Annotated in this window: 22 protein-coding genes; 10 read left to right on the forward strand and 12 right to left on the reverse strand. The window is 63.7% G+C overall.

Going from position 1 to position 23,514, the window contains the following annotated elements; genetic code table 11:
* Positions 1 to 30 precede the first annotated feature (30 nt).
* Entirely contained in the window at positions 31 to 633 is a 603-nt protein-coding gene (locus HMI60_RS15645) for a TetR/AcrR family transcriptional regulator (protein WP_018776946.1), read from the forward strand.
* 575 nt (positions 634 to 1,208) lie between these two features.
* On the opposite strand, the gene paaZ is transcribed toward HMI60_RS15645, so the two are convergent.
* The 7 genes from paaZ to HMI60_RS15680 all read right to left on the reverse strand — a co-directional run bounded on the left by paaZ (position 1,209) and on the right by HMI60_RS15680 (position 8,599).
* The gene (paaZ, locus tag HMI60_RS15650) at positions 1,209 to 3,308 is read right to left on the reverse strand and encodes a phenylacetic acid degradation bifunctional protein PaaZ (RefSeq protein WP_039242757.1); all 2,100 of its coding nucleotides are present in this window, start codon (positions 3,306 to 3,308) and stop codon (positions 1,209 to 1,211) included.
* 127 nt (positions 3,309 to 3,435) lie between these two features.
* Positions 3,436 to 4,164 carry a tyrosine-protein phosphatase gene (locus tag HMI60_RS15655; protein WP_193589945.1) on the reverse strand — a complete coding sequence of 243 codons (729 nt, stop codon included), beginning with the start codon at positions 4,162 to 4,164 and terminating at the stop codon, positions 3,436 to 3,438.
* 128 nt (positions 4,165 to 4,292) lie between these two features.
* On the reverse strand, positions 4,293 to 4,895 hold the full coding sequence (locus HMI60_RS15660; RefSeq protein WP_039242759.1) for a GNAT family N-acetyltransferase: 603 nt from the start codon (positions 4,893 to 4,895) through the stop codon (positions 4,293 to 4,295).
* 26 nt (positions 4,896 to 4,921) lie between these two features.
* Complete coding sequence (locus HMI60_RS15665) at positions 4,922 to 5,785, reverse strand: 3-hydroxyacyl-CoA dehydrogenase family protein (RefSeq protein ID WP_039242760.1); 864 nt, start codon at positions 5,783 to 5,785, stop codon at positions 4,922 to 4,924.
* Positions 5,782 to 6,585, reverse strand: a complete 804-nt coding sequence (locus HMI60_RS15670) for an enoyl-CoA hydratase/isomerase family protein (RefSeq protein ID WP_039242761.1) — start codon at positions 6,583 to 6,585, stop codon at positions 5,782 to 5,784. Before HMI60_RS15670 ends, HMI60_RS15665 begins: the two co-directional genes overlap by 4 nt.
* Entirely contained in the window at positions 6,585 to 7,811 is a 1,227-nt protein-coding gene (locus HMI60_RS15675) for an acetyl-CoA C-acyltransferase (protein ID WP_055971238.1), read from the reverse strand. Before HMI60_RS15675 ends, HMI60_RS15670 begins: the two co-directional genes overlap by 1 nt.
* A 131-nt stretch (positions 7,812 to 7,942) precedes the next feature.
* Complete coding sequence (locus HMI60_RS15680; RefSeq protein WP_018776953.1) at positions 7,943 to 8,599, reverse strand: pentapeptide repeat-containing protein; 657 nt, start codon at positions 8,597 to 8,599, stop codon at positions 7,943 to 7,945.
* A gap of 234 nt (positions 8,600 to 8,833) precedes the next feature.
* Here HMI60_RS15680 and HMI60_RS15685 point away from each other — a divergent pair, with 234 nt between their 5' ends.
* Positions 8,834 to 9,559 (forward strand): dienelactone hydrolase family protein, encoded by a 726-nt coding sequence (locus HMI60_RS15685; RefSeq protein ID WP_193589946.1) that lies wholly within the window; start codon positions 8,834 to 8,836, stop codon positions 9,557 to 9,559.
* Between the two features lie 114 nt (positions 9,560 to 9,673).
* On the opposite strand, the gene HMI60_RS15690 is transcribed toward HMI60_RS15685, so the two are convergent.
* Entirely contained in the window at positions 9,674 to 11,137 is a 1,464-nt protein-coding gene (locus HMI60_RS15690) for an amino acid permease (protein WP_018776956.1), read from the reverse strand.
* A 368-nt stretch (positions 11,138 to 11,505) separates the two neighbouring features.
* Between HMI60_RS15690 and HMI60_RS15695 the strand changes: the two genes are divergently transcribed.
* The 6 genes from HMI60_RS15695 (at position 11,506) to HMI60_RS15720 (ending at position 17,149) form a co-directional block, all read left to right on the forward strand.
* On the forward strand, positions 11,506 to 12,756 hold the full coding sequence (locus HMI60_RS15695) for an Nramp family divalent metal transporter (RefSeq protein WP_055971229.1): 1,251 nt from the start codon (positions 11,506 to 11,508) through the stop codon (positions 12,754 to 12,756).
* A gap of 52 nt (positions 12,757 to 12,808) precedes the next feature.
* A complete protein-coding gene (locus tag HMI60_RS15700; protein WP_193589947.1) occupies positions 12,809 to 13,537 on the forward strand; it encodes a CPBP family intramembrane glutamic endopeptidase in 729 nt (242 codons plus the stop codon).
* Positions 13,538 to 13,643: 106 nt separating this feature from the next.
* Positions 13,644 to 14,081, forward strand: coding sequence for a VOC family protein (locus tag HMI60_RS15705; RefSeq protein ID WP_193589948.1), 438 nt, complete (start codon positions 13,644 to 13,646; stop codon positions 14,079 to 14,081).
* A 21-nt stretch (positions 14,082 to 14,102) separates the two neighbouring features.
* Positions 14,103 to 15,065: a 1,4-dihydroxy-2-naphthoyl-CoA synthase gene (locus tag HMI60_RS15710; protein WP_018776960.1), complete on the forward strand. Its 963-nt coding sequence runs from the start codon at positions 14,103 to 14,105 to the stop codon at positions 15,063 to 15,065.
* Positions 15,066 to 15,074: 9 nt separating this feature from the next.
* On the forward strand, positions 15,075 to 16,214 hold the full coding sequence (locus HMI60_RS15715; protein ID WP_193589949.1) for an AMP-binding protein: 1,140 nt from the start codon (positions 15,075 to 15,077) through the stop codon (positions 16,212 to 16,214).
* Between the two features lie 53 nt (positions 16,215 to 16,267).
* Positions 16,268 to 17,149, forward strand: coding sequence for a 1,4-dihydroxy-2-naphthoate polyprenyltransferase (locus HMI60_RS15720; protein WP_064721439.1), 882 nt, complete (start codon positions 16,268 to 16,270; stop codon positions 17,147 to 17,149).
* 59 nt (positions 17,150 to 17,208) lie between these two features.
* Here the strand turns inward: HMI60_RS15720 and HMI60_RS15725 are convergent, their stop codons facing one another.
* Positions 17,209 to 17,520, reverse strand: a complete 312-nt coding sequence (locus HMI60_RS15725; protein ID WP_193589950.1) for a DUF4229 domain-containing protein — start codon at positions 17,518 to 17,520, stop codon at positions 17,209 to 17,211.
* 87 nt (positions 17,521 to 17,607) lie between these two features.
* Between HMI60_RS15725 and HMI60_RS15730 the strand changes: the two genes are divergently transcribed.
* Both HMI60_RS15730 and HMI60_RS15735 read left to right on the forward strand, forming a co-directional pair.
* On the forward strand, positions 17,608 to 18,015 hold the full coding sequence (locus HMI60_RS15730) for a PLD nuclease N-terminal domain-containing protein (RefSeq protein ID WP_055971220.1): 408 nt from the start codon (positions 17,608 to 17,610) through the stop codon (positions 18,013 to 18,015).
* A 6-nt stretch (positions 18,016 to 18,021) separates the two neighbouring features.
* The gene (locus HMI60_RS15735; RefSeq protein ID WP_039242769.1) at positions 18,022 to 18,612 is read left to right on the forward strand and encodes a hypothetical protein; all 591 of its coding nucleotides are present in this window, start codon (positions 18,022 to 18,024) and stop codon (positions 18,610 to 18,612) included.
* Here HMI60_RS15735 and HMI60_RS15740 read toward each other — a convergent pair.
* From HMI60_RS15740 to HMI60_RS21185, 3 genes are all read right to left on the reverse strand, one after another.
* Positions 18,593 to 20,071, reverse strand: coding sequence for a dynamin family protein (locus HMI60_RS15740; RefSeq protein ID WP_193589951.1), 1,479 nt, complete (start codon positions 20,069 to 20,071; stop codon positions 18,593 to 18,595). The genes HMI60_RS15735 and HMI60_RS15740 overlap by 20 nt on opposite strands.
* A complete protein-coding gene (locus HMI60_RS15745; protein WP_193589952.1) occupies positions 20,068 to 21,951 on the reverse strand; it encodes a dynamin family protein in 1,884 nt (627 codons plus the stop codon). Before HMI60_RS15745 ends, HMI60_RS15740 begins: the two co-directional genes overlap by 4 nt.
* A 130-nt stretch (positions 21,952 to 22,081) precedes the next feature.
* Positions 22,082 to 23,449 carry an IniB N-terminal domain-containing protein gene (locus tag HMI60_RS21185; RefSeq protein WP_193589953.1) on the reverse strand — a complete coding sequence of 456 codons (1,368 nt, stop codon included), beginning with the start codon at positions 23,447 to 23,449 and terminating at the stop codon, positions 22,082 to 22,084.
* Positions 23,450 to 23,514: the final 65 nt, after the last annotated feature.

Raw genomic sequence — 23,514 nt, forward strand, 5'->3', positions numbered from 1 at the left:
CCCCGGTTGAGATCGTGAGAAAATGCCAGCATGCCTACTGAGACCACCACCAAGCGCGGACGGCCCGGTTATGACCAGCAGTCGGTGCTCCGCATCGCCGTCGACGTCTTCAACCGCCACGGGTACGACGCCACGTCCATGGGCATCCTGGCCGAGAACCTCGGGATCTCCAAGTCAGCCATCTACCACCACGTGCCGTCCAAGGGCGATCTGCTGAAGCTCGCCCTGGACCACGCACTGGGTGGTCTTGAGGCCATCCTGGAGGAGCCCTCAGCAACGTCCGGACCTGCTGATGCGCGGCTCGAGTTCGTGCTGCGGCAGACCATCGCGGTGCTGGTGGACCGCTTGCCGTTTGTGACCCTGCTGCTGCGTTTGCGCGGAAACACGGAGATCGAACGGGACGCACTGGAACGCCGGCGCGCATTCGACCACAAGGTGGCTGAGTTGATTTCCGCCGCCCGCGAGGACGGCTCCCTGCGCCAGGACATCGATCCCCGGACGGTCACACGGCTCCTGTTCGGCACCATCAACTCGATCGTGGAATGGTACAAGCCCGGCGGTTCCCTGTCCCCTGAGAAGCTCGCGGACGACGTCATCACCATGGCCTTCGACGGACTCCACACCGCAGCCTGACCCTCCCGCACATCCCACGCCCTTGGCGCCGACGCTCCATCACATCCCCCGTGTTTGATGCCAACGCTCCATCACACCCCACGCCCTTCATTGCCGACGCTCCATCACACCCCCGTGCTTGATGCCAACGCTCCCTCACACCCCACGCCCTCCAGGCTGCCACCTTCCCCAAAGGTGGGCGTGGCATGCGCGCCAGGTGCCGTCGTCGTGCAATGCCCATAGACGCGCAGGCACAAAACGAAACGCCATCCCACGATGTGAGAAGGCGTTTCGTTCGTGAGCAAGCGTCAGCACCAAACCCTAGGAACGTGAGGAAGGGTTACCACCAAACCCAAGGAACGTGAGCAAGCAACACCACCAAACCCAAGGAACGTGAGCAAGCGTCACGATCAAACCCAAGGAACGTGAGCAAGCGTCACGACCAAACCCTAGGAACGTGAGCAAGCGTCACGACCAAACCCTAGGAACGTGAGCAAGCGTCACGACCAAACCCAAGGAACGTGAGCAAGCGTCACCACCAAACACGCGGGATGTGAGCAAGCGTCACGACCAAACCCTAGGAAGGTGAGGAAGGGTTACTTCTCCACGAGGGTCAGGACGTCGTAGGTGGCCACGATCTCGTCGTTCTGGTTGGTCAGGACGGCGTCCCACGCCACCTCGCCGTATTCGTCCGTTTCACGCGGGGTGATCTTCTTGGCCGTCAGTGTGACGCGGATGGAGTCGCCGGCTGCGACCGGGGTGATGAAGCGCAGGTTCTCCAGGCCGTAGTTGGCCAGCACGGGACCCGGCGCGGGCTCCACGAACAGCCCCGCGGCCCAGCTCAGCAGCAAGTAGCCGTGGGCCACGATGCCCGGGAAGAAGGGGTTGGCTTCGGCGGCTTCCTGGTTGGTGTGCGCGTAGAAGGTGTCGCCCGTGGAGTTCGCGAAGGCGGTGATGTCTTCAAGCCTGACCTCGCGCAGTTCCGAACGGACGGCGTCACCAATGCGAAGGGTCGAAAGGTGCTTCCGGAACGGGTGCTCGCCTTCTGTTTCCACAGTGAAGTTGCGGTCGGCGCCGGTGTGCCACTGGCCAGTGACCGCGGTGAGCATGTTCGGCGAACCTTGGATGGCCGTGCGCTGCATGTGGTGCAGGACGGAACGGATACCACCCAGTTCCTCGCCACCGCCGGCGCGGCCCGGACCGCCGTGGACCAGGTGGGGTACCGGCGAGCCGTGTCCGGTGGAGGATCGTGCGTCTTCGCGGTTGAGCATGTGCACGCGGCCGTGGTGGGCGGCGATTCCTGTCACAAGTTCGCGGGCGACAGCGGGATCGTTGGTGCACACGGAAGCCACAAGCGAGCCTGAGCCGCGGGCTGCCAGGCGGATGGCGTCGGCAAGGTCGGAGTACCCGAGCACGGAAGAAACCGGCCCGAAGGCTTCCAGGGAGTGGACTTCTTCGGCTTCGGCGTCTGCCCAGCTGAGGAGCACGGGCGACATGAACGCGCCGTCCTCCACAACTCCTACGGTGCCCCCAACGGAGGTGACCGACGGCGAATCGAGGGATCCGTACGCAAGTTCACCTCCGGCGTCGAGCATTGACTGCACGGCCGCGCGGACGTCGGCGAGCTGTTCGAGGGAAGCCAGGGCGCCCATGGTGACGCCCTCGGCGCGCGGGTCGCCGAGTACGACGCGTTCGTTGATGCGGGCTCCGACGGCGGCCGCGACGTCAGCGGTCAACTCCTGGGGAACGATGACGCGGCGGATGGCAGTGCACTTCTGGCCGGCCTTGACGGTCATCTCGGTGACGACGGCTTTGACGAAGGCATCGAATTCAGGGGTCCCGGGAACGGCGTCGGGGCCAAGGATTGCTGCGTTGAGCGAGTCGGTCTCGGAGGTGAAGCGGACACCGCCCTGCACCACGTTCCGATGGGATTTGAGGGAGTTGGCGGTGGATGCCGAGCCCGTGAAGGAAACGAGGTCGCGGTAGTCGAGTTCGTCCAGGATGGTCCGGGCAGACCCTGAGATCAGCTGCAGGGAACCAGCCGGGAGGATGCCGGACTCGACGATTGCCCTGACGGCGTCAGCGGCCACATAGCCGGTGGGCGTGGCAGGCTTCACGATGGTGGGAACGCCGGCCAGGAACGCTGGGGCGAACTTTTCCAGCATGCCCCAGACGGGGAAGTTGAAGGCGTTGATCTGAACAGCGACGCCTGGAATGCGGGTGTAGATGTGCTCACCGGCGAACGAGCCGTCCTTGGAGAGCACCTCCATGGGGCCATCGACAATGACCTGCGAGTTCGGGAGTTCGCGGCGGCCCTTGGAACCGAAGGTGAAGAGGACACCGATGCCGCCGTCGATGTCGATCATGTTGTCGATCTTGGTGGCGCCGCTCTGCGAGGACGACGCGTACAGCTCTTCACGGCGCCCGTTGAGGTACATGGCAAGCTCTTTGAGCTTGAGCGCGCGCTGGTGGAACGTCAGCTTCCCGAGTTCAGCCTGGCCGGTGGTCCGCGCGAAATGCACGACGGCGGCCAGGTCCAGGCCGTCGGTGCTCACGTTCGCCAGGACTTCTCCGGTGCTGGCGTCGCGAACAGGAACCTTCTTGGCATCGGGGGCCGGGGTCCACCAGGCATCCTGGACGTAGCTGGGGACGGTGGCAACGGCTGTGGTTTCCGGGGCGACTGCGGTAGTGGTCATCGTCGACGGGTCCTTCCAAGGCACAGGAAATCGGCACGGTCAGATGACTGAAGCCAACATTACTGACCGGCCGTTCGGTAATATATACAGGGTACATGAATCCCCCGGCGAGTACAGCAGTTGTTTTTCAAGCGGAGAAGCCCGCCCCGGCTCCCACCTTGGCCCGGACCGTGCCCAGCTCCTCCGGAGAAAGCCCGTTGTCCGTGAGGAATCCGGCAACATCAAGCGAAGCCAGGAAGCTCCGCAAAGCCGCCAAGCGTTCAGCCAACATGGCCTCGAGCTGCTCGTCGGGAAGATACGGATCATGTGCGTGGGGCGCCCCATGGGTCCGGTGGCGCTCATTGATCCCGCGGGCAGCAAGCTCATACCCGGCAAGGATTTCCTGATCGTCCATCCCCGCGAGCCGCTGCAGCATCAGGGCGATCATTCCGCTCCGGTCCCTCCCGGCAGAACAGTGCACCACCACTTTGCCCGGTGAGGCAGCGATGGCTTTGAAGACGGCGGCGACCTTCTCCCCGAACAGCTGCAGATAGTCGCCGTACTGGGCTGGATCCCTCAGGTACGGGCCGAACAGCTCACTGAATTGGCTGTGGTCCGGGTCTTCCGTGGGGCAATGGACGACGTCGATGCGCGCCTTCACATCGTCCGGCACCTCAGGATCCGTGTCGCGTTGCCGCCGCTCGCGCGAGGCGCGGAGATCGATCACGGTGCGGACGCCGTCGTCGTACATTTGCTGCCAACCGTCCCCGCTGACCCATTCGTGGCGACCCATCCGGTACACGTCGCCGGCGATCTTCCAGGCGTTGACAGCGCCATCCCAGTGGACACTTTGGTGCGTTGAAGAAGTCCCGTCCATAGCAGCCAGCTAAGCACATCGACGGGCCGGAAGGGACCGCCTGCGCGCCGAGGGGTGAGCTCTCGGGACCAACTGCGCGCCGAGGGGTGAGCTCTCGGGACCAACCGCGGGCGCTTACCGCCGAAAGCTCACCCCTCGGCGCCGTACTTGGCCAGCCGGTACTCGAGACCGTTACGCACAGCCGGCCACTCGTGCTCAAGGATGGAGAACACCACCGTGTCGCGAAGCACGCCGTCCTTGGTGCGGGAGTGGTTCCGGAGAACCCCGTCCTGCTTGGCGCCGAGCCGGGCAATGGCTTCACGGGACTGGTGGTTCAGCCAGTGCGTGCGGAATTCCACGGCCGGGCAGCCCAGGGTCTCAAAGGCGTGCCGCAGCAGCAGCAGCTTCGAATCCGGGTTGGTTCCTGTACCGTGCGCCGACGCCGCGTTCCAGGTGGAACCGATCTCCACGCGAGGGGTCGCGGCGTCGATGTTCATGTACGTGGTCATGCCGATCAGTTTGCCCGTGGCTTTGGAGCGCGTGGCGAACGGCAGCATGGAGCCCGCCTCCTGCAAGGAAAGGCGACGCTCGATGTCCGCAGCCATGCCCTCCGGCGTCGGAACGGAGGTGTACCAAAGCTTCCACAGATCTCCGTCGCGGGCCGCATCCACCAGGCCATCGTGGTGTTCCTGGCTCAACGGCTCAAGGGTCACGAACTTGCCGGTCAGGGTAATGGGTTCAATGAAAGTCACCCGGATAGCCTAACCGGACCCAGCGCTTAGTCGTTCCAGTCGAAGAAGCCCTTGCCCGTTTTGCGGCCCAGCTCGCCCCGCGCCACTTTGTCCCGAAGGATCTGTGGCGGAGCAAAACGGTCGCCCAGCGTGGACTGCAGGTACTCGGCAATGCCAAGCCGCACGTCCAACCCGACAATGTCCGTGGTCTTCAGCGGGCCCGTGGGGTGCTTGTAGCCGAGAACCATCGCGGCATCGATGTCCTCCGCGGACGCCACGCCCTCTTCCACCATGCGCATCGCTTCCAGGGCTATGGCCACCCCCAGCCGTGAGGATGCAAAGCCCGGAGCGTCATTGACGACGACGGCGGTCTTGCCGAGTGCCTCCGTCCAGCTTTTTGCCGCTTCAGCGAGTTCGGGAGACGTCTCCTTGGCCAGCACCACCTCGATGAGGGTGGATGCGGGAACAGGGTTGAAGAAGTGCAGCCCGACGAAGTTTGCAGGCCGGCGAAGTTCGTTGGCGAGTCCTGTGACAGACAGCGACGACGTGTTGGAGGCCAGGAAAGCATCGGCAGACAGGTGGTCCTCCACGGCCTTGAGCGCCGTGACCTTGAGGTCGTAGTCCTCTGGGACGGCTTCCACCACCAGGCCGCAGTGGACGAAGGATTCGTAGTCCGTGGAGGTACTGAAGCGCGACATTGCCTCGTCGGTTGTTTCAGTGAGGGTGCCACGCGCTGCGGATTTGGCCACGGCGTCGGCTACCCGGGAGTGCGCACCGGCTGCAGCCTCATGGTCGCGTTCCACCACAATGACCGTGGCACCTTTGGTGAGGAAGGCGTGCGCGATGCCGGCGCCCATCCGGCCTCCGCCGAGGACACCTACGACGTGCGGGATTGCGGATACTGTGGTCATTTCTGCGTCCTGTCCTGCGTGGAAGCGTCGGAGTCTTGCGAAGCTTTGGCCGACTTCTTGTCGAGGAATGCCTGCATGCGGTCGAACTTCGCCTGGGACTCAAAGAGGATCCCCTGGGCGAGGGTGTCGATCACGGGATGGGCCTCCGCCGGCGCGTGGAACACCGATTTGGTGATGCGCACGGCCATCGGATCCTGGCGGGCGATCCGGTCTGCCAGGGCATGGGCCGCATCCATCAGCTCGGGAGCTTCGTAGATCCCGGTAATGAGGTTGATCCGCAGCGCCTCTTCAGCCCGCAGTACCGCCCCGGCCAGGAGGATCTCCTTGGCTTTCGGTTCCCCGACGAGTTCCTTGAGACGCCAGGTGGCGCCGGCAGCGGCCATGATGCCCAATCCGGTTTCCGGGTTGCCGATGCGCACGCTCGGGGTGCCGATCCGGAAATCGGCAGCGTAAGCCAACTCAGCGCCGCCGCCCAGGCAGTAACCATCCAACGCCGCGATGACGGGCATGGGCAGCTTGGCGATGCGGACAAAGATCGTGGAGTTGATGCCCTGCAAAGCGTCGTCCCTGCGCCGCTCACGCAACTGGCCGATATCGGCACCGGAGGCGAACACACCGTCGGTACCGGCAATGATCAGTATTCTGGGGTTCCGCTCCAGCTCGGCACACACCGCATGAAGCTCGTCCACCATTTTCTGGTCGATCGCGTTGCGGACCTCAGGGCGGTTCAGCAGAACGGTCAGGCGGTCGTCGCGTTCTTCGAGAAGGAGCGTAGTGAAGTCTTCAGGATTCAGTGCCATTACACGCCTTCCAGCAGCATTGCCGTGCCTTGGCCCACGCCGATGCACATGGTGGCCAGGCCGAGCTTCGGTCCCGTCGCCGAGGCCAATTCGCGTTCCATCCGGCCCAGCAGTGTGATGGCGATCCTTGAGCCGCTGGAACCGAGGGGGTGTCCCAAACTGATGGCACCGCCGTCGTTGTTGACGATTTCAGGGTCAAGTCCTAGGCGACGCATGCTGGCGAGGGACTGGGTGGCGAAAGCCTCGTTGAGTTCCACGGCACCGAGCTGGTCGACGCTGAGCCCGGTGCGGGCCAGCACCTTTTGGGTGGCCGGGACGGGACCGATGCCCATGATCTCGGGCTCGCAGCCGGCTGAGGCTCCGTCGATGATGCGGGCGCGTGGTGTGAGGCCGAACTTCTTGATGGCGGCTTCGGAGGCGACGATGATGGCCGAAGCGCCGTCGTTGAGGGTGGAGGAGTTCCCGGCGGTGACCACGGATCCGCCGGGAACCACGGGGCGCAATCCGGCAAGGACGTCCATGGTGGTTCCTTCCCGGGGGCCTTCGTCCGTGTCCACCACGGTCTCGGACTTCCGCGTTTTCACGGTGACGGGAACGATCTCATCTTTGAACCGTCCGCCGGCGATGGCTGCCAGCGCACGCTCGTGCGACCGAACGGCAAACGCGTCGGCGTCTTCGCGGGAGATATTGTCCACACGGCCGACTTCCTCGGCAGTTTCCGGCATTGAGTAGGTCATCTTGCCGTCGCGCGACAGCTCGCCCTTGGTGAAGAGCGGGTTGGCGAAGCGCCAGCCGATGGAGGTATCAAAAATCTGGCCAGGCTTGGCGAAGGCCGTGGTCGGCTTCTCCTGGACCCACGGCGCACGGCTCATGGACTCGACGCCGCCGGCAACCACGATGTCCGCGGCACCGGATTTGATCATCTGACTGGCCATGATGATGGCGCTCAATCCGGAAGCGCAGAGCCGGTTGACCGTAATGCCCGGGATGTGGAGGGGAAGCCCGGCAAGGAGGGTTGCCATTCGGGCAACATTGCGGTTTTCCTCCCCGGCGCCGTTGGCGTTGCCGAGGATCACCTCATCAATCGAGTCAGGGTCGACGCCGGCACGCGCCACAGCTTCCCGGACCACCAATGCGGCGAGATCATCGGGGCGGACTGAGGACAGCGCCCCACCATAGCGACCCACAGGCGTCCGTGCGCCGCCAACAAGAAAAGCCTCGACCATGAGAACATCCTTCGCGAAAGTGAAAGGGACCGGCCTCGAATAATATACCGACCGTTCGTTCTATAAAGATTACACGGCCCAGCGGGAGGGTCAACAGATGAAGCTGCCCGCCGGACCGGCTCCCACCCCGCTCAGACCACCCGGATTCCGAGATGACCGGCCAACAACGGCGCCATCAAGCTCAACTGGTAATCGTCGATAACCGCCCCCGCCAGCCCGGCCAAACCATTGATTCCCCGAAACTCCGATGTCCGCAGATCCACGTCCTTGAGCTTGGCGCCCGTCACATCAAGGGTTCCGATGGTGCAGTTCTTCAACGCCACCCGCGTTCCCGTGCATCCACCGAGATCGAGTTCGTTGATGATGCAATCGGAGATCTGGACATCCATGAGCTTGGAACCACGGAGATTCACGTAGTCCAGCTTGCCGCCGTCGATTCGGACCGAGCGCCAGTTGCCCTCATAAAGTTCGGCCGAACCCCATCGGGGATTGGTGATCTCGACATCCTGCCAGGACGTACGCGCAGCCATGAACACGGGCGCGTAGGGCTCAGCCAGGATGCACTCACGGAACGTCGCTCCCCGCAGTTGTGCCTCGTTGAAGGACACACCGTTGAATTCACACTCAATGAAATCCGCGCCGCTCAGTTCCTCCCCGTCCGCCGAGACCCGGGTGAGCCGGACGCCGTCGTACCGTTCGCCGCGCTGGAAGTCCGGGGCGTCGTCATCGCGCAGTTCATCCAACCGCACCGGGGAGATCTTGGGGGCCGCCACCTTCGCAGCCGCCATCAGAGCGCCTCCGTTTTTCTTGCAACCGCAGCTGGAGCGGTGGTCCCGGTGTCCGGCGGAAGATCCGGCAAGCCGGCCCGGGCCTGCTCCGGTCCGGCGTTGATATGCTGCGTCAAAGTGGTGGCTGGTTCCATGCTTCGAGCCTATCCCCGGGCGCCGACAAAACCGTCCCCGGGGATCAGCAACCCTGCCAAACCACCGCCGGCGCTGGAAACCACACCGAAAGGCCACCCCATGGTCACCATCGATTTGAGCGGACAGAGCAAAGCAGCGGGAGGCTCAGTCTCCCTCAAGGGATACCTGGCCGAGCCCCCGGGCGAGGGTCCGTTCCCCGGGGTGGTGATGATCCACGAAGCCTTTGGATTGGATGATGTGATGCGTCGCCAGGCTGACCGGCTGGCGACGGCGGGCTACCTGACGCTCGCGGTGGATCTGTACAGCGACGGCGGTGCAAGGCGCTGCCTCGTCGCCACCATGCGCTCTATGCTCTCGGGCGAGGGCCGGGCTTTCACCGACGTGGCCACCGCCAAAGGGTGGTTGCGCAACGACGACAGGTGCACCGGCAAGGTGGGCGTCATCGGCTTCTGCATGGGCGGCGCTTTCGCGTTACTGGCCGCAAACGATGGTTTTGACGCCGCGGCCGTGAACTACGGCCAACTCCCGCGGGACCTGCATAACGCCCTCCAAGGCGCGTGTCCCGTGGTTGCCAATTACGGCGGCAAGGACCGCACCCTGCCCGGAGCCGCCGCCAAGCTGGATCAGGCCCTCAACAGCCTCGGCATTGAGCATGACGTCAAGGAATTTCCGACGGCGGGCCACGCCTTCATGAACGACGCCCCGGTGGGACCGAAGCTGCTCCGCCCCCTGACGCGGGTCATGGGCATCAAACCCGATCCAGCCTCCGCCCCGGAAGCATGGCGGCGCATCGAAGAGCATTTCGCGAAGCACCTGGCAGGCTGACCCGGGCAAAGCTGATTCGGGCAAAAGCGGGCCGAAACGACGGCGGGCGCCCCTTCCGGTGAACCAATCACTGGAGGGGGCGCCCGTCGTCGAGCCTCTGTCAGCTCATAAGCGTCAGCTGAAAAGCTCGCTCTTCGGCTGGTTGTTCTTGACCTTCTGCCAGCCGAGCCACAGCACCAGGGCGAAGAACGGAATGGTGGCAAGGGTCCACAGGCCCAGCAGGAAGACCTCGCCTGTTGCCTTGTCGGTCATGGTGTCGAAACCGATCAGCACAGTGATGGCAAGCAGGGCGACCAAACCCAGCCAGCTGGTCCACGGCGAACCGGGCATGGGGAGGCTGGAGACCTTGCCATGCTTCTTACGAAGCGCGATCTGGCTGGCGAAGATGGAACCCCACGTGAAGATCACGCCGATGGAGGCCGTGTTCAGTGCGAGGTCGAAGGCGTGCGAGCCACCCAGCCAGATGTTGAGCAGGATGCCAACGAGGTACACGCCGCCGATCGCGAGGATGGCCGCGTACGGCACATGGCGGGTGGACATCTTGGTGAGCCACTGCGGGGCGTGGCCGTTGTTGGCCATGGTGCGGAAGATACGGCCGATCGAGTAGAGACCGGAGTTGCAGGAGGACAGCGCGGCGGTGATGACGATCATGTTCATGACATCGCCCATCCAGCCAAGTCCCATCTGGCCGAACACGGTAACGAACGGCGAGGTGCCGGCGACGTACTGGTCGGACGGCAGCAGCATGGCAAGCAGCGTCACCGAACCGACGTAGAAGACAACGATGCGGAATACGACGGCGCGGATCGCCTTGGGAACTTCGCGTTCCGGGTTCTCCATCTCACCTGCGGTGATGCCGACGAGTTCAATGGCGTTGTAAGCGAAGATCACGGCGTTGAGGACCAGGATCATCACCAGGCCGCCCTTGGGGAACATGCCGCCGTCTTCGTGGAAGAGGTTGGCAACGGACGCATGGCCCTCGCCCACCTTGGCGTTGGTGACAACCATGAACGTGCCAACGGCCAGGAAGATCACGATTGCTGCGACCTTGAGGCAGGACGCCCAGAATTCGAACTCGCCGAACGCCTTGACGCTGAACAGGTTCACAGCCACCAGCAGCACCAATGCGGCAATGGCGGACAGTTCAATCGGGACGTTGGGGAAGAAGAACTGGAAGTACAGTCCGATCGCGATGAGTTCGGCAATGCCCGTCATGGCCCAGTTGATGAAGTACATCCAACCGGAGAGGAAGGCGCCCTTCTTGCCGAACATTTCGCCGGCGTAGCTCACAAAGGAGCCCGATGTCTGGCGGTACATGATGAGCTCACCGAGTGCGCGCATCAGCAGGTAGGCGATGACGCCGGCGATGGCGTAGGAGAAGATGAGGGCCGGGCCCGTGGAGGCCAGGCGGCCACCGGCACCCATGAAGAGGCCGACGCCGATGGCGCCACCCATGGCGATCATGGTGACGTGGCGGCGGCTCAGGGTCTTTTTGTATCCCTCGGCGCTGAGGGTAGAGCCTGCGGCTGTGGATGAGGCCTTGGGGCTCTGGAGATCTGTGGGAGTACTTTGCGGCACAGCTGTTCCTTGTGGGTTGGGGTATTGCTGTAGGGGTTTCGCCCAGTGCCGGGACACGGGCGGCTTTGGCACACATAATTCGAGCTTTCCCGCTTTGAGGATCCCGAAGTGTGACAAAGAACGCAGAACGCCGAAGCTTCGCGCAACCCGTCTATCTTACGGGATTAACCGGAATGCCCGTGACGCAGGCAACAGCACCCCTTTCTCCGGAAGCCACGCGGGGTCGGATATGGCCCATATTCATCCGCTGGATGGTCCATCTCCGACCCCGGATTTCGGTTCTCCAATGGATTGCCTAAATAAAACTTTTCGGTATGCCTAAATTTCGCTATCCTCGTAGTGAGTACCCCCAACGATGAGGAACCCCAATGGCTGCACCCACCCTGGAAACACGTGCCACCCCCGGCAAAGTATGGTCCCGGCTCCTGCTCCTGGGACCTGCCTTCGTTGCTGCGATCGCCTACGTGGATCCGGGAAACGTGGCAGCCAACCTCACAGCCGGTGCCAACTACGGCTACCTGCTGGTCTGGGTCCTGGTTGTAGCGAACGCCATGGCTGTCCTGGTCCAGTACCAGTCAGCCAAACTCGGCCTCGCCACGGGGATGAGCCTCCCTGAGATTCTTGGCAAGCGGCTCGGCAACAAGCGCCGGCGCCTCTATTGGCTGCAAGCTGAAGTTGTTGCCGGAGCCACGGATATGGCGGAAGTCATCGGTGGAGCCGTGGCCTTGAACCTGCTGTTCGGAATTCCGCTGCTTGCCGGTGGCGTGATCGTCGGCATCGCCTCCATGCTGCTTTTGGCCTTGCAGTCGCGGCGGGGCCAGCGCTCCTTCGAGTACGCCATCCTGGTCCTCTTGGGGATCATCGCCGTGGGCTTCGTGTCCGGGCTGTTCGTCAATCCCCCGGATGCAGGGAGCGCCCTTGGCGGGCTGGTTCCGCGTTTTGAAGGTACGGACACCATCCTTCTGGCAGCGAGCATGCTGGGCGCCACCGTGATGCCCCACGCGATCTACCTCCACTCGGCCCTTGCCCGCGACCGGCACGGTTTCTCCCCGGACCCCGTTATCCGGACAAAGCTGATCCGCGCCACCCGCACGGACGTCGTCGGCGCCCTGCTCCTGGCCGGGGTCGTCAACATCTCGATGCTCCTTCTTGCCGCCTCCAGCCTGCGCGGCATAGAAGGCACGGACACAATCGCCGGCGCCCACGCCGCGGTGACGTCCGCCCTGGGCCCGGCCATCGGCGTGATCTTTGCCATCGGCTTGCTGGCATCCGGACTGGCGTCCACATCGGTTGGTTGCTATGCCGGCGCGACCATCATGGGCGGTCTCCTCAAAGTCCGCATTCCCCTGCTCACCCGCCGCGTCATCACCCTGATCCCCGCCCTGATCGTGCTGGGGGCCGGCATTGAGCCGACACTCGCCCTGGTGCTGAGCCAGGTGTTGCTCAGCTTCGGTATTCCTTTCGCTTTGATTCCCCTGATCCGGCTCACCGGCAAGAAGGATGTCATGGGCCTCCACACCGACGGCATGCCGCTGAAGATCGCGGGTTGGACAAGTGCCGTGCTGATCGTCGGTTTGAACTGTGTCCTCATCACGCTCACCCTCACAGGGCAGTCCTGATATCCGGCCTGGCCTGATCCGGAGCATCAGGCAGCAAAGCTAGGCTGGACTCATGGGCACTCTTCATACCAAGGCATCTTTGTACAGATTCACTGCCCTGGATGCCTTGGCCGTAGCCGTCTATCTCGGATTCACCATCTACTTCACGGCCAGCGGGGAAGCCGGCGAACGGCTGATGCTTCAGCTGTTTCCCGACCCGGCCACAGCGTCCTATGCCGTCAACGCGGTCTTCTATGCCGGCGTCGGAATATTTGCCGTGGCGTCAGCCTGGCGTGTGGCGGGACGTGACCTGAAGATCCTGGGGACACGTCCGTGGTTCACCTTGGGCATGATCCCCCTCGCGATCGTGGTGATGCTCATCCTGACGGCTCTGCTCGTCGCCGCGTTCGGGACCGCCCAAAGCTCCGAGAACCAACTGGGTATCCAGGGATTGCTGCAGCACGTTCCGGCCTGGTTGATGGTGCCGCTGCTGGTGGTTCTGGGGCCGTTTGTTGAGGAGTACCTGTTCCGCCATCTCCTGATCGGCAAGTTGTCGCAGCATGTGAACATCTGGATCTGCTGCGTGATCTCCGTGGTGGTTTTCGCGTCCATCCATGTGGTGGGCCGCGAAGGACTGGTGCTTTCAGCCTTGGCGCCCTATCTGGGAATGGCCGCGGTGCTGGTGGCCGTCTATGTCTGGACAGGCAAGAACCTGATGTTTTCCTACTTCGTGCACGCGGCCAAGAACCTCATGGCGGTGGTGCTGATCTACGCGGTCCCGCCCGAGCTCCTGTCCAACTAAGGGACAGCAAATCTCTACGCGCACTGTCCCCCCGCTCGGGTAACCCGGACGGAAGTTGACCGCATTGCGCTACCCAGCCACCCGCCGTCGGAATAGCTTGGTGGGCATGACACTCAACATCCAGGTAGCCGTCGACTGCAGGAAGCCCCACGAACTCGCCGATTGGTGGGCCGAGACCCTCGAATGGACCGTCGAACCCCAGGACGAGGCGTTCATCCGGTCCATGATCGAGCAGGGATTCGCCACCGAAGACCAGACCATCACCCACAACGGCAAACTCGTCTGGGCCGAAGGGTGTGCGATCGTGCCCTCCGAAGACACCGATCCCAAAACAGGCCGCCGTATCCTCTTCCAGACCGATCCCAACCCCAAGACCGTCAAGAACCGGGTGCACTGGGACGTCCGCCTGGACGGCCGGGACAAGGACGTCGTGCGCAAGGAGCTGGAAGCCCGCGGCGCCAAACACCTCTGGACCGCCCGCCAGGGACCCCAGGAATGGCACACCATGGCCGACCCCGAAGGCAACGAGTTCTGCATCAGCTAAGGCCATTACTAGACTCGGACTGTGAACAACGATCTCCCTGCCAAGGTTTCCGACATCTTTGACCCCTCGCGCTGGCGCACGGTTTCGGGTTTCGACGACTTCAAGGACATGACGTACCACCGGCAGGTCGAACGGTCCGCGGACGGCACGGTCAAGGATCTGCCCACGGTCCGTATCGCGTTCAACCGTCCCGAGGTCCGCAACGCGTTCCGTCCCGGCACAGTCGATGAGCTCTACCGGGCCATGGACCACGCCCGGATGACTCCGGACGTCGCCACCGTGCTGCTCACCGGCAACGGGCCGTCCGAAAAGGACGGCGGACATTCGTTCTGTTCCGGTGGCGACCAGCGGATCCGTGGCCGCGACGGATACAGGTACGCAGTAGAAGACGCCCCAGGAGACTCTGCTGAATTTATAGACCCCGCCCGTGCAGGCCGCCTCCACATCCTGGAAGTCCAGCGGCTCATGCGGACCATGCCCAAGGTGGTCATCGCCGTCGTCAACGGATGGGCGGCCGGCGGCGGGCACTCCCTGCACGTGGTCAGCGACCTCACCATCGCCTCCCGCCAACACGGCAAGTTCAAGCAGACGGACGCCACGGTAGGAAGTTTCGACGCCGGATACGGCTCTGCGCTACTGGCGCGCCAGATCGGGCAGAAAGCCGCGCGGGAAATCTTCTTCCTCGCCCGCGAATACTCCGCCGAGGACATGGTCCGGATGGGTGCCGTCAACGAGGCCGTGGACCACGAACGCCTCGAAGAAGTCGCCCTCGAGTACGCCGCCGACATCGCCCGCCAATCCCCGCAGGCCATCCGCATGCTCAAATTCGCGTTCAACCTGGCCGACGACGGACTGGCCGGGCAGCAGGTCTTCGCGGGCGAAGCCACCCGCCTGGCGTACATGACGGACGAGGCCGTGGAAGGCAAGGAAGCGTTCCTCCAAAAGCGGGATCCCGACTGGTCCAGCTTCCCCTACTACTTCTAGGACTCCTCCGTGAACGTCGATCCTGTCCTCAAAGCCCTGATGGCTGCCCTCCACGGTGAGGGTCCCGCCGTCGAAATCGTCTTGGATGAAAACGGCGAACCCCGGGCGGTGCCGGTGGAGACCGGCGTCGAGGATGCCGCAGTGGTGGTCCGCACCTCCGGTTCCACGGGAACACCCAAGGCAACTGTACTGACCGTCGATGCCCTCGCGGCGTCGTCGGTGGCGACCGCCATGGCACTGCGCGGCGAAGGCCAGTGGCTGCTCGCGCTGCCCCTGCAGTACGTGGCCGGCGTGCAGGTGCTGGTCCGCTCCCTTTATGCGGGAACCCGGCCGTGGGTGATGGACCAGACCAACGGCTTCACTCCGGAGGCCTTCACTGCCGCAGCCGAGGAACTGACGGACAAGATCCGGTTCACCTCCCTGGTGCCCACGCAGCTGCAACGGCTCCTGGACTCCCCCGCGCCCGAAACCCTCGCCGTACTGCGCCGCTTCAACGCCATCTTGCTGGGCGGCGCACCGGCGTCGCCCGGCCTCCTGGCAGCCGCCCAGGCCGCGGGCCTGAAGGTGGTCACCACCTACGGTTCCGCCGAAACGTGCGGCGGGTGCGTGTACGACGGCGAGCCGCTGGACGGCGTCGAAATCCGGATCGGCGACGGCGACCTGGAAGGCCGGGTCCTGCTGGGCGGCGACACGGTGGCCGCGGGTTACCTGGATGCTGCCCGTGCGTCAAAGGCTGCGTTCTTCGAAGAGGACGGTACGCGCTGGTACGTCACCGGCGACCTCGGGGAACTGTCCCCGGAAGGCAAACTCACCGTGCTGGGACGCGCCGACGACGTCATCATCACCGGGGGCGTCAAGGCCTCCGCCACGTATATCCAGAGCAAGCTGGAAGAGCTCGACGGCGTCACCGCGGCTTTCGTCGCAGGCGTCCCCTCGCGGGAATGGGGCCAGGCTGTTGCGGCCTACGTGGCCGTCGAGGATCCCAGCCCTGACGGAATCAAGGGTTTCACGGCCCGGCGGGAGGCCGCCCTGGGCGTCCTGGCCCCGAAAACAGTGTTGGCCGACAAGGAATTGCTGATGCTGCCGAACGGAAAACCGGACAGGCTGGCCATGATTGAACAGCTTTCCAATCTGCATCAGGGACAATAGACAAGTTCTTCCCCCCAACTGAGATCAAACGCGAAACACACGAGGTACTACACGTGGCGACAGCTGCACAATGGATCCAAGGAGCCCGGCTCCGCACCCTGCCCGCGGCAATAGCGCCGGTCCTGATCGGTTCGGCAGCGGCGTACGAGCTCCATGCTTTCCGGCTGCCGAACGCGATCCTCGCGGCGCTTGTCGCGCTTCTGCTGCAGATCGGCGTCAACTACGCCAACGACTACTCCGACGGCATTCGCGGAACCGATGAGGACCGGGTCGGCCCGCTGCGCTTGGTGGGTTCCGGGGCAGCGAAGCCGGAACAGGTGAAGTGGGCGGCCTTCGCCCTGTTCGGCGCTGCCATGCTGTGCGGCCTCATCCTGGTGATCATTACCCAAACGTGGTGGCTCATCCTGGTGGGCATCGGTTGCGTCCTGGCAGCGTGGGGTTACACGGGCGGCAAGAACCCCTACGGCTACATGGGCCTGGGTGATGTGTTCGTGTTTGTGTTCTTCGGACTGGTGGCCACCCTGGGTACCACCTACACGCAGGCCGGCCAGGTGAGCCTGGCCGCAGTCATCGGCGCAATAGGTACCGGCCTCATCGCCTGCGCCTTGCTCATGGCCAACAACGTACGGGACATCCCCACGGACACCGCGGCCGGAAAGCGGACCTTGGCAGTCCGCCTGGGTGACCGTCATGCCCGCGAAAGCTACGTGCTGATGCTGGCCGTGTCCATCCTGCTGGTGATCGTCCTGGCGCCCACGAAGCCCTGGATGTTGATCGTGCTCCTGCTGATCCCCGCCTGCCTCATGCCTGCATGGCTGATGGTCAACGGCAAGAAGCGCAAGAGCCTCATCCCGGTGCTCAAGCAGACCGGCCTGATCAACCTCGGCTACAGCCTGTTGTTCTCGCTCGGGCTCGTTCTGAGCCGCGGCTTCTAGGCTCCACAAAAAGCGAACGCCCCCGGCAATGTGCTGAGGGGCGTTCGCTGTTTCAATTCTTAGGCCGCGCCGGGGCGCTTGTCGTTATTGACGGCAATGTCCGGGTTCTTCTCCACCAGGCTGTCCTCAGCTTCGGCGTCTTCAACCTCGCCGGCGGTGCGGATGGGCTTGGCGCGCCCGGAGAAACGCTCGCGCATCGCCGCCGTGGCTTCGTCGCGCTGCTTCTGGAAGAACAGGTAGCTGATGGCGAAGGCCATGAGCCCTGCGAAGATGGCCGCAGGCAGCAGACCCACCTGCAAAAGGGCGAAGACGATGAACAACGGCACGAACAGCGCCAGGCGGATGAGGGAATACTTCAGGAAAGCCACCATCCAAGTTTAGCCGCCCGAATGGTTGCACTCTGGTCACGGCCCAAAGAGGGCGTCCAGCGAACGGCTTCCGGGCACTAGACTTGATGCATGCTCCGCGTTATAGGCGTCGTCGTCGTTCTTGTTGTCTTCGTCTATGCCCTGGTGGATGTCATACGCACTGACCGGCACCAGACCCGCGGCATTTCGAAGACCGCGTGGATCATCGTGATGATCGTCCTGCCGTTGCTGGGTGCCGTTCTGTGGTTCATTTTCGGCCGTCCCTACAACAAGCCCACGGCCACCCCCGTAAGGCGCCACCCCACCGCACCGGACGACGACCCCGAGTTCCTCCGCAACCTGGAGACCCGCCGTCGCAACCAAGCCGAAGAGGACCGCCTGAAGAAGCTCAAGGCGGATCTCGAAGCCAAGGAACGCAAACTCCGGGACACGTCACCAGGCACGGACGATGCCCAACGCGGTGAGCCGGATACGCATGATACCGACGAGCTGAAGTAGGCAAACATGGCCCAGCAAGCTGATGGTTCACGGCAGTCACCCTCCACGCCATCAGTCAGCGGGCCACCGGCGCCACCCCAGCGCCCGGGCATGTCCCTTTCCACTCCGCCGCCCATCCCTGCAGCGGTAAAGCCTCCCGGGCCGGCCCGGTTGTCCCGTTCGCTGTGGCTGGCAAGTTTCGTGGCCGGCATCGCCGTGGTCTTCACGGGGTTCCTTGGCCGCGACGCCCACTTTGAGCGCTTGAAGGGCGTTATCCAGTCCATGGTCCCGGACGGCGACGCCAACTCCGTCGAGGGGGCCGCCGCCGTCGTATTCCTCGGCAGCCTGGCCATGATCGCCGTGGTGGTCGCGATGGAAGCCGTCCTCTTGGCGATCCTTTTCAGGCGACGCACATGGCCCCGTTGGGCCTTGGCTCCCCTGCTCCTCCTCCACGCCGTCGTCACCGTGATCACCGCTGATTATGTGGTGGCTCCGGGCAATGACGGCGTCATGGCCATGGTGCTTCTCGCCGCGCAATTCATCCTCGCTGCAGCCGGCCTGATTCTGCTTTTCCTGCCGTCGACGACAGCCTGGCTGCTCAGCGGGCGGCGGGCATAGCCGCCAGGATACCTTCGCAACTGCGCAGGACAACCCGGCAGGCTTCCACCGCCGAAGGCTCGACCAACAACGGGTTTTCCGCGATCTGCCGCCAACGGTCAAGGGCCCTGCGGGTTTCGCGCGCGATCTCCTCCGCGTCCGCTTCCGGGGGAAGTCCCAGCCTCTGGAACGGAAGGTTGCCGCGGCCGCCCACCAGTCGTTCCGCGTCCTCTGCCTGCCCGGGTGGCAGGACCACACCACCTGTCCTCAGCGAGCCCAGGAGCTTGAGTTCGCGGAATTCGTGCGCGCCGGCGAGCAACTCCTCCAGCGCCGGTTCGAGGACTGCTGACTGGCCGGGTTGGGAGCCGCTTAGCAGTGACTCCAAACCCACGACGGCGGCGCGCGCCCTGAGTGCGTCGGCCCGCGTTTGGAACAAGGAGGCCACTGTGTCCAGCAGGCGGCCGAGTCCGCTGCGTCGCGCGAGTTCGTGCGCCAGTTCCGTCGGGTTGGTGATTCCGCCCCGGATCAGGGCCACTGCCAGCCTGATCCCGAACAGCCCGAACCGTTGGACCAGGGAAGCCTTCAGGCCGGGCTCCACGCCTTCCGGTCCGGCCGCGCGGACAAAGCGGTCAACAGAGAGCATCATCCTTTCGCGCTGGTTCCGGTCCATGCGCGCCAGGAGCATGAGGGCGTCCACGTCGCCCTGGCGCATGGTCCTGGAGCTCTGCGCCAGCAGTCCCGCCACGGGTACCACTCCCAGTGCGAGCGGTTTGAGGTTTTCGTCCCGGCTGTATCTGTCGGCAATCACGGCAGCGGAAATGAGCGAATCTATCCTGCCGGCACCTATCTCATCCGCGCGTGACAGGACAGCGAGGGCATTGACCGTCCCGGATTTCCCGGCGGCGGTGTCCTTGAAGGATTCGAGGAACCGGACATCCGAGGCGTGCAAATGACGCATCAGGTAGATGACGGCGTCCGCAGCGGTGGGAGCGTCTTCGGGAAGCAGGAAGGCCGTGGACCTCCCGGATACATCCTTGGACAAGGAAGCGATGCCCGGGGTGTCGATCAAGGTGAGATCCCGGAGGCTGGCTGCCGGCCAATCAACCACGAGCTTTTCCACGTCCTCCGCCTGGAATTCCCCCAATGAAAACACCAAGCGGCCATCTTCACGGTGCACTGGCAGCGCCTGCGGCCCGCCTGCCAAGGGGTGCAGGGTGATACGGGGAGCGTGCCCGTAGCGGTACCACGTGACGATCTTCGTGCACTCACCGGCGTCGGTAGGAGCGATCTCCTCGCCGATGATGGCATTGAGAAGGGTGGACTTTCCGGCTTTGACCATTCCGGCCACCGCAATACGCAACGGCCCGGCAAGGCGTTGGTCGAGGTCGTCCAGGACAGCCAGGGCAGCCGGCTCCCCCTGGAAGACCTCCCGCGCTTGCCGGAGCAGCTCCGCTGCGCCGGCGATTCCCGATTCGATCATCCCGCCGGAACCGCGGACGACGCCGGAACGGCGTGCTGTCCTCCGGCCCCTTCTTCCTGAAGTTGCCGGGCAACCGCGTGCAAGGTTTCCACGGCTTTGAGCTGGTTCTTGATCTCCTTGATCCGTAGGTCCCGCTCGGCAGCGTAGGTGGCTGCCGCCTTCTGCGCCGCAGCCACGGATTCGGTGAGGGAACGGTGGTGTTCCTCTGCGATGTCCGTGAAGTGATCCCGGGTGGCCCGCTGAACCAGCCGCAACCGGTCCTTGAGTTGCTTGCCCACCTGGAACACGACGTCGTCCACCTGCTTCCGCACCAGGAGTTTGGCCTCTGCCTGCCGACGTTTCAGCCGTGCTTCCTGCTCCTCCCGATACGCTTTCCGGCCCAGCATGAGCCCGGCCCCCACAGACAGCGGGTTGATCAGGGCCAAGCCAAACAAACCCGTCAAGAGGCCAAACATCAGCACCCCGCCATAGGACCCGCGCATGCCGATCAGAACCTTCTGCACAGGTCCCATACGGCCATCTTCCATGTCCTGGATTTCTGCCACGGGGTCAAGCACTCCGCCGGTGTCGGCAACGTGGAGGGCAGGCAAAGCCACTTCGTCTTCGGAAAAATGCTCTGCCACCTGTCCGGCCAGCCACTGTGCCCGCTCGCTGGTCCACACGAAAGTGTCGGAAACGGCGGCGGCAACGCTTTGTTCAAGCCACTTGGCGAACTGTTCCCACGCGGGACCGGGATCGCCCTGGTCAATGGCCGCCTCGGCTTCGCGTTGTATTCGCCGAAGACGGTCCTTGAGGTCATATTCCATGTCCGCGATGAGATCGCCAATGCCGTCATTCAGGGTGGTCTGCCATCGGGCGGACTTCTTCCGGAGCGCGTCGGCATCGTCCTTGGCCGCTTTCAGGCCCGCGATCATCTGCGGTGTGTCTTCGGGATTTTCCAAGGCCCCAAGTTCCGACCGCAACGCCAGCATGAGGTTCCCCGTAACCGACACGAGGTCGTTGCCTACGGACCGGCGCTGAATGAGGGCCGCCTCAGCAACAATGGCCTTTCGCAGGTAGGAGACCAGCTCCGGGAACCCGGATTCGTTGTTCAATTCGGCGTCCTGGAGCCTCGCGGCCTCGAGCCGCAGCTCCGAAGAGACAGGAAACAGGGGGATTTCCGGCCCGACGTCGGCCAGGTGGCCCTTGTCCAGCTCAGCGATCTGGCGCCATGCCGGATAGAGGTCTGTTTTGGACAGCACGCAGGCTACGTTGGGACTCACGCGCATGGCTTGCCGGAGGAAGCGCATTTCCGGTTCTGTGTACTCCTGGGACGCATCGGAGACAAACAGCATGGCATGTGCCGAGGGCAATGCCGTGAGCGTGGTCAGGGTGTGGCTTGAGCCAAGTCCTCCCACTCCCGGGGAATCCACAATGCAGAGCCCGCCTGACAGGAGCTTCCTGGGAAGGGCGACCTCCGCTGCAACGATGTTCCTGGCATTTCCCGGGTTGCCCTTCTCGGAGACAAAGTCCGACAATTCGGCCAACGGCACGGGCTTGCGCTCAAGGCGCGATTCACCGCCATCGATGTCCGTAAAGCTGTCCGGCCCGGGGGGATCGGCCGCGGGGACAAGGACAACCGCCGACGCCGGATCACCTTGCCTTACCAGCGTGGGAACGGTGGTGGCGATGTCGTCATCCACCGGGCACACAGGAGCGTTGACCAAAGCGTTGATGAGCTGGCTCTTCCCTTGTTTGAACTCGCCCACCACAATCACCCTGACGCTGGGGTCCTGGAGGCGTCGGAGCGTGTTGTCCAAGCGCCGCCTGAGGTCGTTCCGCTCACCTGCCAGTGCTATCCCGTGCTCCACAAGGGTGGTCATGCGTACTGTTTCCGCCACGGTTCTTCCTTTGCTCACATGCCGCCCCTTGTCCGGGGGCCACGAAGTGCCCGGCAGGAGGGGGTCCACCTGCCGGGCACTGCTGGGGTTTCGCGCTTGTGCTTGCAACTCCTGCGCGGAGGGTGCTGCCTCAGTCGATATCGACGTCGTTCTTGGCAACCACCACCGAATCATCAATGTCGTTGTACTCGACATCGAGTTCGTTATCCGCCACAACAACGTTGTCCTCGACGTTGGTGTAGTCAACGTCGACGTCGCCTACGGTGGTGGAATTGTCCTCGGTGTAGGTCAACTCGTTGTCGGCCACAACGATGGAATCGTTGATGACGTTGACGTCGTCCACTTCCACGTTGGTGGAGTAGTCCGGCGAGTATTCCAGGTCCAGTTCGTTGTCCTGGACCACCACGGAATCGTTCACCACTTGTACGTCCTCCAGATCGACATCCACGTCCGTGGAGTTGTCGTTGAACGAGCCCGTGGCCGTGTTGGTGGTGTTGGTTGTGGTGGTCGTGTTCGTTGTGTTGGTGGTATTCGTTGTGTGGTTGGAGTTGTCCTCGTTGAACGAATCCTCGATCTCCACGTCCACGTCAACATCGGTGTTGTACGAATCCTCTGTGTTGTAGGAATCGTCCGTGTTGTACGAGTCCTTGGTCACCGAATGATCCGAGTAGTCGTTGCCCACCGAGACATCGTTGTTGTTGCCGCTGGTGTTGACGTTGACCGAGTTGTCCACGGTGTGGTCATCGTTGTTCGTGGTGGTGGTTGTGGTCGTGGTGTTTCCGGAATTCGTGACATCGTCGCCGGCGGCAATGGCACCATCACCGGAGGCGATCACTGCGTCCTGGTTGAACATCTGGGAGACATCTCCGTTGGCCCAGATGTTCTGGTTCACCGACTGGTCCGTGATCGTGTCGCGGTCATCGATGGTGGTGGTGTAGGAGTAGTTGTTCACCACGTGGACGAGTTGCTGGACCGCATGTGCATGGTCGTCGTGCCCGCCGCCCCAACCACCGCCGGCACCGCCACCGCCGCCGCCGTGATCGTCGTCGTGGTCGTGGTCATGACCGTCGTGCCCGCCGCCCCAACCACCGCCGGCACCGCCACCGCCGCCGCCGTGATCGTCGTCGTGGTCGTGGTCATGACCGTCATGCCCGCCATCCCAACCACCGCCGGCACCGCCACCGCCGCCGCCGTGATCGTCATCGTGCTCCGGGCGTCCGCCGCCACTCCAGCCGCCGCCATCGTGCTCGGGCCGTCCGCCGCCGGTCGTCGCGTGGTTTCCTCCGGTGTTGTATTCACGGTCGAAGGACGACCTGGCATTGATCGGTGCGTAGTCGAGGACCACGGGGCGGACCGCGTCGACATCTGCCGAGGAGACATCCCGCAGGCCCGCAGCGGCGAGGGCCGCTTCGGGATCGCGTACAAAGTCTTCTGCGGCGTCAGGATCGTTGAACAGGCTCATCAGGAACTGCACGAGCTGTTGTGCGAGTGTTGGCATTGGAGTGCTCCCTCAAATTCTGTGGTTTTTCGAAATTGGCCCGGCGCCTTTGCCGGGCTTGCATT

Origin of the sequence: Paenarthrobacter sp. YJN-D (assembly GCF_015040335.1) — a bacterium.
In the GTDB taxonomy this organism is placed as follows: Bacteria; Actinomycetota; Actinomycetes; order Actinomycetales; family Micrococcaceae; genus Arthrobacter; species Arthrobacter nicotinovorans.